Origin of the sequence: Mesorhizobium sp. B4-1-3 (assembly GCF_006439355.1) — a bacterium.
In the GTDB taxonomy this organism is placed as follows: Bacteria; Pseudomonadota; Alphaproteobacteria; order Rhizobiales; family Rhizobiaceae; genus Mesorhizobium.
In genome coordinates, this window is sequence record NZ_VFTG01000007.1 from 57,212 (window position 1) to 71,153 (window position 13,942).

Annotated in this window: 13 protein-coding genes; 4 read left to right on the top strand and 9 right to left on the bottom strand. The window is 64.5% G+C overall.

What is annotated here, in order from left to right:
* Window positions 1-25: 25 nt before the first annotated feature.
* The gene (locus FJW06_RS11680; RefSeq protein ID WP_140751712.1) at window positions 26-2,095 is read left to right on the top strand and encodes an EAL domain-containing protein; all 2,070 of its coding nucleotides are present in this window, start codon (window positions 26-28) and stop codon (window positions 2,093-2,095) included.
* Between the two features lie 71 nt (window positions 2,096-2,166).
* The gene (locus FJW06_RS11685) at window positions 2,167-2,901 is read left to right on the top strand and encodes a polysaccharide deacetylase family protein (RefSeq protein ID WP_140751714.1); all 735 of its coding nucleotides are present in this window, start codon (window positions 2,167-2,169) and stop codon (window positions 2,899-2,901) included.
* Here FJW06_RS11685 and FJW06_RS11690 read toward each other — a convergent pair.
* On the bottom strand, window positions 2,892-3,329 hold the full coding sequence (locus tag FJW06_RS11690; RefSeq protein WP_140751716.1) for a MarR family winged helix-turn-helix transcriptional regulator: 438 nt from the start codon (window positions 3,327-3,329) through the stop codon (window positions 2,892-2,894). The genes FJW06_RS11685 and FJW06_RS11690 overlap by 10 nt on opposite strands.
* 141 nt (window positions 3,330-3,470) lie before the next feature.
* On the opposite strand from FJW06_RS11690, the gene FJW06_RS11695 reads away from it, so the two are divergent.
* Entirely contained in the window at window positions 3,471-3,878 is a 408-nt protein-coding gene (locus FJW06_RS11695; RefSeq protein ID WP_140751718.1) for a hypothetical protein, read from the top strand.
* Window positions 3,879-3,996: 118 nt separating this feature from the next.
* On the opposite strand, the gene FJW06_RS11700 is transcribed toward FJW06_RS11695, so the two are convergent.
* The 8 genes from FJW06_RS11700 to FJW06_RS11735 form a co-directional block, all read right to left on the bottom strand.
* Window positions 3,997-4,779: an ABC transporter ATP-binding protein gene (locus FJW06_RS11700; RefSeq protein WP_140751720.1), complete on the bottom strand. Its 783-nt coding sequence runs from the start codon at window positions 4,777-4,779 to the stop codon at window positions 3,997-3,999.
* A gap of 13 nt (window positions 4,780-4,792) precedes the next feature.
* Window positions 4,793-5,587, bottom strand: a complete 795-nt coding sequence (locus tag FJW06_RS11705) for an ABC transporter permease (protein ID WP_246674596.1) — start codon at window positions 5,585-5,587, stop codon at window positions 4,793-4,795.
* Between the two features lie 91 nt (window positions 5,588-5,678).
* Window positions 5,679-6,680, bottom strand: coding sequence for an ABC transporter substrate-binding protein (locus FJW06_RS11710; RefSeq protein WP_140752078.1), 1,002 nt, complete (start codon window positions 6,678-6,680; stop codon window positions 5,679-5,681).
* A 269-nt stretch (window positions 6,681-6,949) separates the two neighbouring features.
* Window positions 6,950-7,681 (bottom strand): histidine utilization repressor, encoded by a 732-nt coding sequence (gene hutC / locus FJW06_RS11715; protein WP_140751724.1) that lies wholly within the window; start codon window positions 7,679-7,681, stop codon window positions 6,950-6,952.
* A 33-nt stretch (window positions 7,682-7,714) separates the two neighbouring features.
* Window positions 7,715-8,737 carry an alcohol dehydrogenase catalytic domain-containing protein gene (locus FJW06_RS11720; protein WP_140751726.1) on the bottom strand — a complete coding sequence of 341 codons (1,023 nt, stop codon included), beginning with the start codon at window positions 8,735-8,737 and terminating at the stop codon, window positions 7,715-7,717.
* Window positions 8,738-8,749: 12 nt separating this feature from the next.
* A complete protein-coding gene (gene hisD / locus FJW06_RS11725) occupies window positions 8,750-10,072 on the bottom strand; it encodes a histidinol dehydrogenase (RefSeq protein WP_140751728.1) in 1,323 nt (440 codons plus the stop codon).
* A 100-nt stretch (window positions 10,073-10,172) separates the two neighbouring features.
* Window positions 10,173-10,946 (bottom strand): glucose 1-dehydrogenase, encoded by a 774-nt coding sequence (locus FJW06_RS11730; protein ID WP_140751730.1) that lies wholly within the window; start codon window positions 10,944-10,946, stop codon window positions 10,173-10,175.
* Between the two features lie 197 nt (window positions 10,947-11,143).
* Entirely contained in the window at window positions 11,144-13,189 is a 2,046-nt protein-coding gene (locus FJW06_RS11735) for an NADH:flavin oxidoreductase (protein WP_140751732.1), read from the bottom strand.
* Between the two features lie 217 nt (window positions 13,190-13,406).
* On the opposite strand from FJW06_RS11735, the gene queF reads away from it, so the two are divergent.
* Window positions 13,407-13,868 carry a preQ(1) synthase gene (gene queF, locus FJW06_RS11740; protein ID WP_140751734.1) on the top strand — a complete coding sequence of 154 codons (462 nt, stop codon included), beginning with the start codon at window positions 13,407-13,409 and terminating at the stop codon, window positions 13,866-13,868.
* Window positions 13,869-13,942: the final 74 nt, after the last annotated feature.

Genomic DNA, 13,942 nt, shown 5'->3' on the forward strand with positions numbered 1-13,942 from the left:
CGTCGACCGGAGGGGTCAGCAAGTTATGTCGCAGCAGCCAGTGCAGAGCGTTTCGCGCAAGCTGATCCTGCTCATCAAAACCGGCTACTGGCTGGCGCTGACGATCATTGCCGCCATGGTGATCGCCTCCTTCATCCTCCTGCAGCAATTGATGGCGCAGCAGCAGCACAACCATGCGCTGCTCGACATCGTCTCGACGCAGAAGGCGCTGTCGCAGCGCATCGTCTTTCTGGCCAGCGCGACGGGTGCCGCCTCGCGCGACAAGCAGCCGGCGCTGGTCACCGCGCTCAAGCAGGCGACCGGCGAGTTCGAGACCAATTACGACCGGCTGCTCAAGGAGACCGGCGCCGATCCGCTGTCGCCGGCGCGCAACGATCCGAAGTCGATCGAATACGTGCTGTTCAGTAAGCCGTTCCACCTCGATTATTTCTCCGTCGGCCTCGTCGCCAACGGCGACAGGCTGGTCTCGTCCTTCGCCTCGCAGCTCGGCATGCAAAGCGACGGCTACAAGGGCGACGGAGACCGCGTCGGCCTCGACGCTTCCGTCGCCAACGCCACCATGTCCGGCTATGCCGCGCTCGGCCAGCGCATCAGCGCCTTCGCCAACGAGAAGTCCAGCAATATCCTCGACCTGCACCGCACACTGTTCTTCGCCACGCTCGGCGTCATCGTGCTGGTGGCGCTGTTCATCTTCCGGCCGATGTCCAACGCCATCCTGCGCAAGACGCGCGAGCTGGTCGACGCGCGCAACTCGATGGCTTTCATCGCCGTGCATGACGGCTTGACGGGGCTGCACAACCGCACCTTCCTCACCGACCATTTCGACACGCTGATCAAGGGAGCGCACCGCCGCCGCGAACGCCTAGCGGTGATCCAGTTCGACCTCGATCGTTTCAAGCAGATCAACGACACGCTTGGCCATGCCGCCGGTGACTATGTGCTGGTGGTGACGGCGCAGCGCATGCGCGATTCCTGCCGGGCGTCGGATCTTTGCGCGCGGCTCGGCGGCGACGAGTTCGTCATGGTCCTCAACGGCGCCGGCACCACCGAGGACATCCATGCGCTTGCCAAGCGCATCCTCGGCGAAATCAACGAGCCGATCACCTTCCAGGGCACGACCATCATGCCCGGAGCCAGCGCCGGCATCGCGGTCTATCCGGTCGACGCGGACAACGCGCAGGACCTGCTCGTCCATGCCGACCTCGCGCTCTATTCAGCCAAGAAGCTGGGCGGCGGCAACTTCTCCTTCTTCTCCGAGGAGCTGCGGCGCGAGCTCGATTATCGCAAGCAGCTCGAACAGGACATTCGCACGGCGATCGCCGAGCGGAGCTTCGAGGTCTATTTCCAACCGCAGGTGTCACTGACCAGCGGCAAGATCAGCGGCATAGAGGCATTGGTGCGCTGGAAGCACGAGACGCGTGGCATGATCGCGCCCGGCGAGTTCATTCCGGTCGCCGAGAAATGCGGCTTCATGCCGGATATCGGCCGCATCGTCATCAGCAAGGCTATCAACGAGGCCGCCGAATGGGACCGCGCCGGCATCGATTTCGGACGCATCGCCGTCAATGTCTCGGGCACCGAGCTGCGCGAGGCGGATTTCGACACCTTCCTGTTCGGCACGCTGGAGAGTGCGGGGCTGCCGCCGCAGAAGCTGGCGCTGGAGATCGTCGAATCCGTCATCCTCGACGACGAGAAGACCGGGATCGCCGCGAAGCTCCGCCACATCCGCGCCGCGGGCGTGCATCTCGAGCTCGACGATTTCGGCACCGGCTATGCCTCGCTCAGCCACGTCAACCCGAACGAGATCGACCGGCTGAAGATCGACCGCCGCTTCGTTCAGAACATCAACGAGAATGGCGACAACTCCAAGATCGTGCGCGCCATCACCGAGCTTGCCCGGGGCTTGGGCATCTCGATCGTCGCCGAGGGCGCCGAAACCGAGGCCGAGCTCGACTCGCTGATGGCGATCGGCTGCGACCAGGTGCAGGGCTATTCGATCGCTTTCCCGATGCCGCAGGACAAGGCGCGCGAATGGCTGACGGCGCGCAGTCCGAAGAGGGCGAAGCTGAAAGTGCTGCAGGGCAGCCTCGCCTAGCAGGTCCGTCGACAAGCTTGACACAACCGGGCGGCATGGCGGCCTATCGTGATCGCAACCGGGTTTTGCGAATGCCGCTTCGTTATCTCCTGCCGCTCCTGCTGCTTGTCGCATCGCCGGCCTTGGCCGCCGATCGCACCATATATCTGACCTTCGACGACGGTCCGCTGAACGGGACCAGCAACATTCTCGACGTACTGCAGGCCGAGCAGGTGCCGGCGACTTTGTTCATGGTCGGCATGCATGCCGAGGCGAACGCCGCCAACCGCGCGCTGCTGCAGCGGGCGAAATCGATGCCGCTGGTGACGATCGGCAACCACAGCTACTGCCATGCCTATAATCACTACCGGCATTTCTACGGCGATACCGAAGGCGTGGTCGCCGACATGGTGAGGGCCAATGTGGTGCTCGGCCTCAAGCCGGCGGTGCTTGCGCGGCTGCCGGGACGCGACGTGTTCCGGCTGCCCAATTACTCCAAGAACGACAATTCGCTCGGGCTGGCGGAGGCCGGACGCGAGGACCCGGACTACGAATTCGTGGCGGCGTCGGGCTTCTGGCTATACGGCTGGGATCATGAGTGGGTGCACGAGGACAGCGGCAAGCCCGTGCAGAGCGTCGACCATCTGGTGAGCGAGATCGACCATCTGTTCGGCTACGGCCATTTCGCCAGGCCGAACAAGTTGATCCTGCTCATGCATGACGAGATGTTCCAGGACGCCTTCGACGGCAAGGCGAAACTGACGGCGTTGATCGCGGCGCTGAGGCTGCGCCAATACGCCTTCGGCGCGATGGCGGGTTACGACTGAGGCACCTCGGCGTTCGCCCTCAGCATCGCAAGCGTCTCAGCGAATTCGGCCAGCCTGTCATCGGGGATACCGGCCCGCAGCCGCTTGTCGAAGGCGACCGCCGCGAGGCGCAACTTCTCGAACAGCGCTTCGCCGGCCTCGGTGAGCGCCACCTGGTGGACCCTGCGGTTTTCTGGATCACGGCGGCGTGTCAGCAACCCTTGCATTTCCATGGCATTGAGGTGGTGGGTAAGCGTCGCGCCCTGGATGCCGATCATGCCGGCAAGCTCGCGCTGGTTGGCCAGTTCCTTCGACTTGACCGACAGCAAGGTCAGCCAGACCGGCAGCGTGCCGCCGGCCTCTGCCATGGCGGCGTCGAAAGCCTGCGCCACCACTTTCGAGGTGCGGGCGAGATTCATGCCGACGGGCGGGCGGTCAAACGGTGTCATGGTGTGACAGTAGAGCATGCAATGGCAAGTTGGAATTTGGTTCCATGCATTGACATCTAATCGTTAGACATCTAACTTTGTCTTATTGATGGCGTCGCTATCATGGTTGCGACGCGGCGGGCGGCAAAGAGGAATGCAGTCATGCAATATGTCTACATCATCACCATCGGTCTGCATGTGATGGCCGGTGTGTTCTGGGCCGGCACGACCATTGCGGTGGCCCGCGATCCGGAGATCAAGGCGGAACGCTTCATCCGGCCGCAACTCGGCGCCTCCGGCGTGGTGTTTCTGACCGGTTTGCTGCTCTGGTATTTCTTCCATGAAGGCGCGTTTGGCCCGATGGAGAAGGTGCTGGCGCTGGGCATTTTGACGGCGCTGATCGCCGCCGGCGTACAGGGCGCCCTTGTCGCCTCCTCCAGCAGACAATTGGCCGGCGCCGACCAAGCGACGCAAACCAAGCTGCGGGCAAAAATGAACAGGGGCGAACGCATCGCGGGCGGGTTGCTGGTCATTACCGTGTTTTGCATGGCGACCGCCAAGTTGTTTTGACATCGCACGGCCGGCGAAACCGACCGGGCGCGGCGCGCAACGGACCGAAGCGGCAGATGGCTCTCCTTGCAAAGATCCGTTGCGCGCCACAAGCCGGTGGACTTGAGAGAGGAACCGCCTAAGCCATTTCGGGGCGCCTGGATGCCTCGCGAATGGCCTTGTGGACATTGCGCTGCAGGTCCATGAAAGCGGCGCTCTCCATGACCTCTTCGCGGCGCGGGCGCTCAATGTCGACGTCAAAAGTCCGCATGATGCGCCCCGGGCCGATACCCATCACGACAATGCGGTCCGACAGGTAAACGGCCTCCTCGACATCGTGGGTGACGAAGAGCACGGTCAGCCTGTGCTCCTCCCAGATCTGGGTGAGCAGTTCCTGCATCTGGTGCCTGGTCAGAGCATCGAGAGCACCGAAGGGCTCGTCCATCAGCAGCATCTTGGGGCGGTAGGAAAGCGCGCGCGCGATGGCGACGCGCTGCTTCATGCCGCCCGAAAGTTCGGATGGATAGAGATTGGCCGAGTGTGGGAGCTTGACCAGCTCGAGATGCTCAAGCGCGATCCTGCGGCAGGTGGCACGGTCGTGGCCGGCGGCCTTGAGGGCGAACTCGATGTTCTGCTGCGCCGTCAGCCAGGGCAGCAGCGTATAAGACTGGAAAACGACGCCGCGATCGAGACCTGGCTTCAGGATCGGCGACCCATCGATATCGAGATCGCCGGAGTCGAAATCCTGCAGTCCGGCGACGATCGACAGCAGCGTGCTCTTGCCGCAGCCCGACGTGCCGACCAGCGACACGAACTCGTTGTCGGCGAGGTCGAGATTGATGTCGCGCAGCACTTCGGTGCGCCGCGCGCCGGTGCCGAAGCTCTTGTGGAGACCTTTGATCCGCAGCTTGGGGGAATTCATCGGCCTTGCCTCATCATGAACGGCTATCCTGACGGAACAGCACCTTGCCCAGCGCCTTCATGACCTGATCGGTGATCAGGCCAAGAATGCCGAGCAGAAGGATGTAGCCGATAATGGTGTTGGTCTGGAAATAGCGCTGCGAGACGGTGATGCGATAGCCGAGCCCGGACGTCGCGGCGACGAGTTCGGCCAGCACGAGCCAGGTCCAGGCCCAGCCCAGGCTGATGCGCAGCGTGTCCCAGATGCCCGGCAAGGCGCTGGGCACCACGATACGCGTCAGGATCTTGCGATCCGGCAGGCCGAGCGTCCTGCCGAGACCGACGAAGTCGGCCGGCACGCGCTTGACGTTGTCCATGATCATCAGCACCTGCTGGAAGAAAGTGCCGATGAAGATGATCAGGAATTTCTGGGCGTCGCTCGTCCCCGCCCACAGGATGGAGAGGGGCACGAAGGCGACCACCGGCATGTAGCGGATGAAATCGACCAGCGGCTCGATCGCCGCTTCCCAGGTCCGGAAGCTGCCGATCAGCACGCCGATCGGAATGGCAAGCACCGAGGCGATGAGAAAGCCAACCGAAATACGGTATATCGAGGCCCTGAGGTCGATGAGCAGCGTGCCGTCGGCCCAGAGCTTGCCGAGCTGTGTCGCCACGCTGGCGGGCGACGGCAGGAAGATCGGCTTGACCAGGCCGAGACCCGTCGCCGCCCACCATGCCAGGCCGAGGCCAGCAAAGACCGCCACGGCGATGATCAGGAAACGGGAGCGCGCGATGGGAGCGCCGATCCCGGAGGATCTGCGGCGCCGCATCGCCTGCCTGGCGGCAGGTCCCGCTGGCGGACCGGACGGGTTTGCCTTGCCGGCAGGCTCGTCGGGCATCTCGGCGACCGCCACGGCCGGTCTACTGAGCGGCCTTGACGAAGGCCGGATCGATCATCTGCTCCGGCGTCACGTCGGACTGGAGAAGCCCGGCATTCTTGGCGGCGGCCTCGACGTCGGCGAATGTCTTGGTGGAAAAATCGCCCGTCAGGGCGTCCTTGTTCTCGGCAAGCGAATAGTAGCGCACGCCATCGAAGGCGGTGTTCAGGTCCTCGACGCTCGAGCCGACCGCCTTGGAGATTATGGCGCGACCGCCGGGCGTGTCGGCATTGTAGTCCTTGAGCGCGGCATCCCAGGCCTTGATCATGGCAAGCACCTGGCCGGGCCGCGACTTGATAACCTCGTCGCGCACCACCAGCACATCGCTGATCAGGCCGGGGTCCTCGCCGGCGGTGAATAGAAACTTGACGTCCTTGTTCTGCGCCTTGGCCGCGGTGAGATAGGGCTCATAAGTGACCGCGACCGGGACGCGGCCGGCGATCAGCGCGCTGCCGGCATCCGCGGCCGGCATCGGCACCGGCTGGACGTCGGCGATCGACATGCCGTTCTTGGCGAGAGCGTATTTCAGCAGGATGTCGCTGGTCGTGCCTTCCTCGAAGGCGACCTGCTTGCCCTTGAGATCGGCGATCGAGTTGACATCCTTGCCGGCGATCATGGCGTCAGCGGTCATCGAGACGTCGAGCAGCAACACGATCTTGACCGGCAGGCCGGCCGCAACCATGCCCATGGCGGTGTGGGTGGCGATGTTCGCCGCGTCGAGCTGGCCGCTCGCCAGGGCGGCGTTGATATCCTTGTCCTCGGTGAAGTTGACGATCTGGACGTCCGACAGACCGCTCGCCTTGAACAGGCCCTTGGTTTCGGCGACATGCCACTGGCCGTAGCCCAGCCACGGCTCAATGCCGATCTTGAACGATCCAGCCTCGGGCGTCGCGGGAATGGCCGTATCGGCCGCGTGGGCCAGCGGGGCGAAGCCAACGATGGCCGCCACCACGAGCGCACGGAATTGTCCTGTGAGGTTACGCATCATCTTTGTTCCCCTTGATGATTCAGAGCGCCTTTTTGAACCAAACTTCCTGTCTGGTGAGAATGCGGCTTCTGCTTCTTGCGGCACTGTGCCTCGGCGTCTTACCTGCCGCGTCGACGGAAGTGAAACGATATTCAACGTCGGCGACGATGGATGTCAAGCTAAAATACATACATGCATATACAAGCTGGAGAGGCTGATTTCTGCGCTCTTGGCAGCATTTGGGCGGGCTCCAACCAAGCTGGCCAAGAGGAATAGTCCCGGCGGCCTCAGGGCTTGCGCGACGGAGAATAGCGGCTGCCGAGCGAGTAGCGGCTGCCGACATAGGTCAGCTTGCTGATCGTGGCGACGACCGCGCCTGTCCAGGTCCGGCGATGCAGCAGGAGGCAGCAACTGCCGATGTCGATGCCGAGGTGCCGCGCCGTCTCGGCATCGGCCGAGACAGCGGAAATGATGTGCTCGACCTCGGTCACCGGCGTCTTCTGCATCAGGTAATCGTAGGTCGCCGTCTTCGAGAAATCCTGCTTGTCGTAGTCGGGTATTAGGCTCGGATTGACGAAGCGCTCTTCCAGTTGCACGGGCACGTCGTTCTCGAAGTTGACGACCACCGAATGATAGATCGCCGCGCGCTTGGCGAATTCGAAGGACAACGAGAGCTCCTTGGTCGGCATGATCCTTTCGAGGACGAGAACCTCGGAGCGATGCCTGTTGCCGCGCGCGACGATTTCGGCCGCGATGTTGTTGATCTCGATCAGCGTCGACTGCGGGCGCGGCGGCGCGATGAATGTCCCCACGCCCTGCAACCGGATCAGGAAGCCGGCCGAGGTCAATTCCCGCAAGGCGCGGTGGACGGTCATGCGCGATACGCCGAGCGCCGCGACGAATTCATTCTCGGACGGCAGCTTGCTGTCCTTGCTCCACTTGCCGGTTCCGATATTGGTCAGGATATAGTCCTTGACCTTCTCGTAGAGGGGGCTGGCCGTATCGGGCAAAGTATTCATGCTTCAAAAGTCCTTCCGGCAAGCTGTCGGAAATCACGTGCCTGTAGGCTGTCGTATCCGGACAATGGTTTTCAAGCCGTCGCCCTGCCCCGCCAAAAGACGCTCATAGGCGGCGGGAATATCGTCCAGGCCGATCTCGCGATCGATTAGGCTGATCAGCGACCCGGATAGCTCCGCCAGCATACCGATCGCGTCGGGCAGTTCGTCGGCAAAGGCGTGGCATCCCAGCAGGCCGATCTCGCGTTCGACCAGCATGTTGGGGTCGATGTCGAGGCGGCCGTGGAAAATGCCGACCAGCGCCACGGTGGCGCCGGAGCCCAGAACATCCAGCAACTGGTTGAGCGCTGCGATGCTGCCGGTGGCCTCGACGGCCGCAAGCAGAGGCGCATCGGCGGTCGCGGCGGCTATGGCGTCGCGGTCGAGATCGACGATGGTGGCGCCGGTCACCCGGGCGACGCGCTCGCAGCGCGCCCCGTTGCGATCGGCGATCAGCACCTTGCCTGGGAACGTCCGCGACAAGAGCAGCGCCGCCAGGCCGCCGATGGTGCCGCAGCCGACGACAAGCACGCAACCCGCCGTCTTCGGCAGGCGCCGCACGGCATGGAGCGCCACGGCGAGCGGCTCGGCCATCGCCGCCACCCTTTCGTCGAGCGCGGCGTCGGTGACATGCAGCAGGCGCGCAGGCAGAAGCGCCTCTTCGGCGAAGCCGCCGTCGCATATTTCGCCGACAAAGCCCAGCGCGGCGCACAGATGCCGCCGGCCCGCGCGGCATTGCTCGCATTCCCCGCACCAGAAACGCGAATCGGCGACCACGCGGTCGCCCACGACGACGGTGCCGACGCCCTCGCCCGCGGCCAGCACCGTGCCGGTCAGTTCATGGCCGGCCGTCGACGGCGCGCGGCTTATCCACTGGCCGGTGCGGAAATTGTGGAGGTCGGAACCGCAAATACCGGCCGCATCGACACGTAGCTTCACCCAGCCCGGCTCAGGGGCCCCTGGCGCGGCGATGTCCTCGACGCGCAGGTCCCCGGGGCCATGGAGTCTGACGGCCTTCATCGTGCCGGTCCGTCAGGCGTCGAGATAGCGGTCGCGGATTTCCGAGACCGCGTTCTCATGCGAGCTGAACCCCTCATAGCGCGCGAGCCTGCGGGCATGGCCGGCAAGCTCCGGATACGCGGCCGAGGTCACATAGCCGACCGACGAGCGCTTGAGGAAATCCGTCACCGAAAGCGGCCCGTAGGTGCGCGCCCAGCGGCTGGTTGGCAGCACCGCATTCGGCCCGAGGACGAAGTTGGCGAGCGTCACCGGCGTGTGCGGGCCCATGAGGATCTCGGCCGCCTCGGTGATGTGGCCGAGATGCGCGAACGGCTCCCTGGACAGGATCTCGAGGTGTTCGGGCGCATAGTCGTTGATGAAGCGGTAGCTGTCCTCCAGCGATGCGGTCAGCACGATGCCGCCGCGCTTGCCGGTCAGCACCGCGCGCGAAAACTCGACCCGCTGCTCGCTCATACGGGACCAGTGCTCGGGAAGTGCCGCCAGGGCCGCGTCGGCGACCTTGCGGCTGTGCGTGACGAGATAGGCGGAGGAATCCGGTCCGTGCTCGGCCTCGATCAGAAGGTCGAGCGCGGCGAGACCGCCGTCGACGCTGTCGTCGGCAAAGATGATCGCTTCCGACGGACCGGCTGGAAGGCCGGTGTCGATGATCGAGGAGAGCAGGCTCTTTGCAGCCACGACCCAGGGGCTGCCCGGCCCGACGATCTTGAGCGCGGGCTTCACCGTCTCGGTGCCGTAGGCAACGGCCGCAACGGCATGCGCGCCGCCGCATTTGTAGACAGTCTCGACCCCGGCGAGCCGGGCGGCGACCAGGGTCGCGGCATCGACGGAACCGTCCGCGGTCGGCGGCGTCACGATGGCGATCCGCGGCACGCCGGCGATGACGGCCGGAACCGAGGTCATCATCGTCACCGACGGGAAAGCGCCCTTGCCGCGCGGAACGTAGAGCGCGACCGAGGCGATCGGCGTGTAGCGGTCGCCGGCATAGGCGCCGGGACGGACCTCCTTGAGCCACATCGTCTCAGGACGCTGCTCCTCATGGAAATGCCTGATGTTTGCGATGCCGTACCGGATGCTGTCGATGACATCCTTGTCGACCTTGCCGAAGGCAGCATCGAACTCCGCTTCCGAAACCTTCAGACTGCCCGCGGCCACATCGGCCTTGTCCAGATCCCTGACGAAGCGGAGCAAGGCCGCGTCGCCTTCCGTCCTGACCGCCTCGAGGATCGGGCGGACCTTTTCGACGAAGACCGAGAGATCGGCTTCGGCCCGCTTCAGCAGGCTCGCCCGCTGTTCGGCGCTGGCGGATGAGAGGTCGTGGAAGCTGACGTCGGACATGGCTGCTCCTCAGAAACGCGGGAAAAGTATATACATGTATGTATAATGGTCGCCAGCATTTTTCCGTGCCCGGCCGCCAGGCTGGCCATCGCAGGCCGCGTCAGATCGAGGCAAGAAAGCCCCCGTCCACCGGAAAGGACTGACCGGTGATGTAGGCAGAGGCGTCCGAGGCCAGGAACACCGCGATTCCGTGCAGATCCGAAAGGTCGCCGAAACGATGCTGCGGTATCTTGGCGAGCATCGATTGCTGCCACGCCTCGTCGGCGTAGAACACTTCCGTCATCGCCGTCCTGAAATAGCCGGGCGCAATGGCGTTCACCCTGATCCCGAGACCCGCCCATTCCGCCGCCAGCGCCCGCGTCATGCCGAGCAGGCCCGACTTCGACGAGCCGTAAGGCACGGCCGTGGGTATGCCGACTTCGGAGGTCAGCGAGCACAGGTTGATGATGGCGCCGGGCCGACCGGCGTCGCGCATGTGGCGGGCGGCGGCCTGGGCGCAGAAGAAGGCGCCCTTGAGATTGGTGTCGACGATCCGGTCCCAGAGCGCTTCATCGACATCGAGCGAAGGCCTGACCTCTTCCATGCCGGCATTGTTGACCAGTATATCAAGGCCGCCTAGCAGGTCAGCGGCCTCGGTGGTCGCGGCACGGCAGCGGGCGACGTCGGTGACGTCCAGGGCAATGGCATGCGCAACCCCGCCGGCGGCCCGGATCGCCGCCGTCGTCTCCTGCAGCGAAGCAAGGCTGCGCGCCGTGACGGCGACAGCGGCGCCGGCCGCGCTCAGCGCCTCGGCGATGTCGCGCCCAATGCCGCGGCTGGCGCCGGTGACGAGCGCCTTCCTGCCCGACAAGTCGAAGAGGGAAGCATTGCGCATGTCGATCCTCCTTGGCCTTGCCGGCCTGCCCTCGCCGGCGAGATTAACCGATACTTGATTATATATACAAGCATATACAAATGACTTTGGGTGTCGCAGTGAACAGCCGACCGCGGGGAACGCGCTGGCCGCAACCGATACCGCAACCCTGTACGGCGTTTTTCCTGTCGGCGCGATTTCGAGCCGCGGCCTGTCGGTCAGATCCTGATCCCGAACCGGATGCCGTCATAGATGGCGGCGTGGATGTTGCGCGAGGCGACCGCGTCGCCGATGCGAAATAACACAAAGCCACCTTCGGCATTGCGCGCGGGGAAAATGTCGCCGCCGTTCACCAGGCGCTCATAGTCGACCGCGCCGCCATTCTTCGACAGAGGTTTGAGAGCAAGGTAGAGGTCATCGAGCGGCGCCGTGCCATGCTCGACCACCACCTGGTCGACGCGCCGCTCGCCGCGCCAGCCATCGGCGAAGTCCGAGGCCAGCTCGGCGACGAGCTGGTTGCCCTCACGCCGCACCGAACGCAGGCGGGTGTTGATGGTGACGGTGACGCCTTTCTCGTGGAAGGCACGCATATACGGCACGTGGTTCATGCCGCCCATTTCCGGCGCGAAGAAGCGCTCCGGCGAGACCAGCTCCAGCTTCGAGCCGCTGTTGGCGATGAGTTCGGCGGCGCCCATGCCCTGATGGCCGCCATTGTCGTCATAGAGCAGCACGTTCTCGGCCGGCTTGACGCTGCCGGCCATGATGTCCCAGCTCGAGGTCACAAGATTGTCACCGGCCGTCAGCGGCGGGTTCTGCGGCATGCCGCCCGTCGCCACGATAACCACGTCCGGCGCCAGCGCCAGCACGTTGTCCTTCTCGGCCCAGGTGTCGTAGCGGATCTCGACGCCGAGGCGATCGAGCTCGGCCAGCCGCCAGTCTATGATGCCGATCAGTTCCTTGCGGCGCGGGTTCTGAGTGGCGAGCCTCACCTGACCGCCTGCCTGGCTGGAGGCTTCGAGCACGGTCACCTGGTGCCCGCGTTCGGCCGCGACGCGCGCCGCTTCCAGGCCGCCGGCCCCCGCGCCCACCACCACGACTTTCTTCTTCGGTCCTTCGCTCTTGGCAATGATGTGCGGAATCGTCGCTTCGCGACCGGTCGCGGCGTTGTGGACGCACAGCGCCTCTCCGCCTTCATAGATGCGGTCGAGGCAATAGGTTGCGCCCACGCAAGGGCGGATCTCGTGCTCGCGGCCTTCCATCACCTTCTTGACGATATGCGGGTCGGCGATATGGGCGCGCGTCATGCCGACCATGTCGAGCTTGCCGGTGGCGATGGCGTGGCGCGCTGTGGCGACATCGGAGATGCGCGCCGCATGGAAGGTCGGAAACTTCGTCGCGGCCCGCACCTCGCCGGCGAAATCGAGATGCGGCGAGGAGCGCATGCCGGTCACCGGGATGACCTTGGTCAGCGACGCATCGGTCTCGATCGTGCCGCGGATGATGTTCAAGAAATCGACCTTGCCGGACGAGGCCAAGCGCCTGGCGATCTCGACGCCCATTTCCTTCGAGATGCCGTTTTCCACATCCTCGTCGGCGACCATGCGGATGCCGACGATAAATTCATCGCCTATGGCGGCGCGCACGGCGTCCAGCACCATGTCGGTGAAGCGCAGCCGGTTGTCGAGCGAGCCGCCGAACTCGTCGTCGCGATGGTTGGTGAGCGGCGACCAGAAGCCGTCCATCAGATGTCCATAGGATTCGAACTCGATGCCGTCGAGACCAGCCGCCTGGCAGCGCTGGGCGGCCGCGGCATAGTCGGCGACGATGCGCTCGATGTCCCAGTCCTCGATGGTTTTCGGAAAGGCGCGATGCGCCGGCTCACGCACCGGCGAGGCCGAAAGCACCGGCAGCCAGTCGGCCTTGTTCCAGCCGGTGCGACGGCCGAGATGGGTGATCTGGATCATCACCTTGCAGTCGTGCTCGTGGCAAGAATCCGCCAGTTCGGCGAGCCACGGCACGATGCGGTCGTCATAGAGGTGTAGATTGCCGAAGGCGGCCGGGCTGTCGCGCGAGACGATGGCCGAACCCGCGGTCATGGTCAGCGCCATGCCGCCCTTGGCCTTCTCGGCATGGTAGAGCCGGTAGCGCTCCTTCGGCATGCCGTCCTCGGAATAGGCCGGTTCATGGCTGGTCGACATCACCCGGTTCTTCAGCGTCAGGTGCTTGAGCTGGTAAGGTTGGAGAAGCGGGTCGTTGCTGGTCATTGTCTTCCTGCCGTTTCAAATTGTGCGGGAGCGAGCGCTCCCGCTTCCATTTCACGCATCGGATTCATCCGAAAACCGCTGCGCACTTTTCGGTCCGATGCTAATGAGCGGTCAAACGCGCTGCGTCCGAGAGGACCTCAACGCCTCTTTCAACCTTCGTTTTCGCGCCCGCCGCCGTTGAACTGCGCTTCCAGCGGCTGGGAGCAAGGAGCCGCCCATGACCGACGCCAAGAACCTCACCCAGCTCGGCAAGCACGTCGAGACGCCACAGAGCCCCGAACAGGCGGTCCTGGAGACCGTGCCGTTCCAGCGCGGCGACGGCCCGCCGGCGATCGTGCGCTTCACCTGCCCCGAATTCACCTCGCTGTGCCCGGTCACCGGCCAGCCGGACTTCGCCCACATCGTCATCGACTACGCGCCCGACATGACGCTGGTGGAATCGAAGTCGCTGAAACTGTTCATGACATCGTTTCGCAACCACGGCGGCTTCCATGAGGAATGCACGGTGATGATAGGCCGCCGCATCGTGGAGGCCACGAAACCGCTCTGGCTGCGTGTCGGCGGCTACTGGTTCCCGCGCGGCGGCATCCCGATCGACGTCTTCTGGCAGACCGGCGCGCCGCCAAAGGACGCCTGGCTGCCCGACACCGGCGTTGCACCCTATCGCGGACGCGGTTGAAATTTGTTGCGAAAGGCCGGCGGGACAGCGCCCCCATCTGTCTTGCCGGACATCTCCCCCACAAGAGGGGAGAT

Bases quoted from the DNA above. Each gene is read 5' to 3' on its own strand.
- FJW06_RS11680 (WP_140751712.1), top strand. From the start codon at position 26: ATGTCGCAGCAGCCAGTGCAGAGCGTTTCGCGCAAGCTGATCCTGCTC.
- FJW06_RS11685 (WP_140751714.1), top strand. From the start codon at position 2,167: ATGCCGCTTCGTTATCTCCTGCCGCTCCTGCTGCTTGTCGCATCGCCG.
- FJW06_RS11690 (WP_140751716.1), bottom strand. From the start codon at position 3,329: ATGACACCGTTTGACCGCCCGCCCGTCGGCATGAATCTCGCCCGCACC.
- FJW06_RS11695 (WP_140751718.1), top strand. From the start codon at position 3,471: ATGCAATATGTCTACATCATCACCATCGGTCTGCATGTGATGGCCGGT.
- FJW06_RS11700 (WP_140751720.1), bottom strand. From the start codon at position 4,779: ATGAATTCCCCCAAGCTGCGGATCAAAGGTCTCCACAAGAGCTTCGGC.
- FJW06_RS11705 (WP_246674596.1), bottom strand. From the start codon at position 5,587: ATGCGGCGCCGCAGATCCTCCGGGATCGGCGCTCCCATCGCGCGCTCC.
- FJW06_RS11710 (WP_140752078.1), bottom strand. From the start codon at position 6,680: ATGCGTAACCTCACAGGACAATTCCGTGCGCTCGTGGTGGCGGCCATC.
- hutC (WP_140751724.1), bottom strand. From the start codon at position 7,681: ATGAATACTTTGCCCGATACGGCCAGCCCCCTCTACGAGAAGGTCAAG.
- FJW06_RS11720 (WP_140751726.1), bottom strand. From the start codon at position 8,737: ATGAAGGCCGTCAGACTCCATGGCCCCGGGGACCTGCGCGTCGAGGAC.
- hisD (WP_140751728.1), bottom strand. From the start codon at position 10,072: ATGTCCGACGTCAGCTTCCACGACCTCTCATCCGCCAGCGCCGAACAG.
- FJW06_RS11730 (WP_140751730.1), bottom strand. From the start codon at position 10,946: ATGCGCAATGCTTCCCTCTTCGACTTGTCGGGCAGGAAGGCGCTCGTC.
- FJW06_RS11735 (WP_140751732.1), bottom strand. From the start codon at position 13,189: ATGACCAGCAACGACCCGCTTCTCCAACCTTACCAGCTCAAGCACCTG.
- queF (WP_140751734.1), top strand. From the start codon at position 13,407: ATGACCGACGCCAAGAACCTCACCCAGCTCGGCAAGCACGTCGAGACG.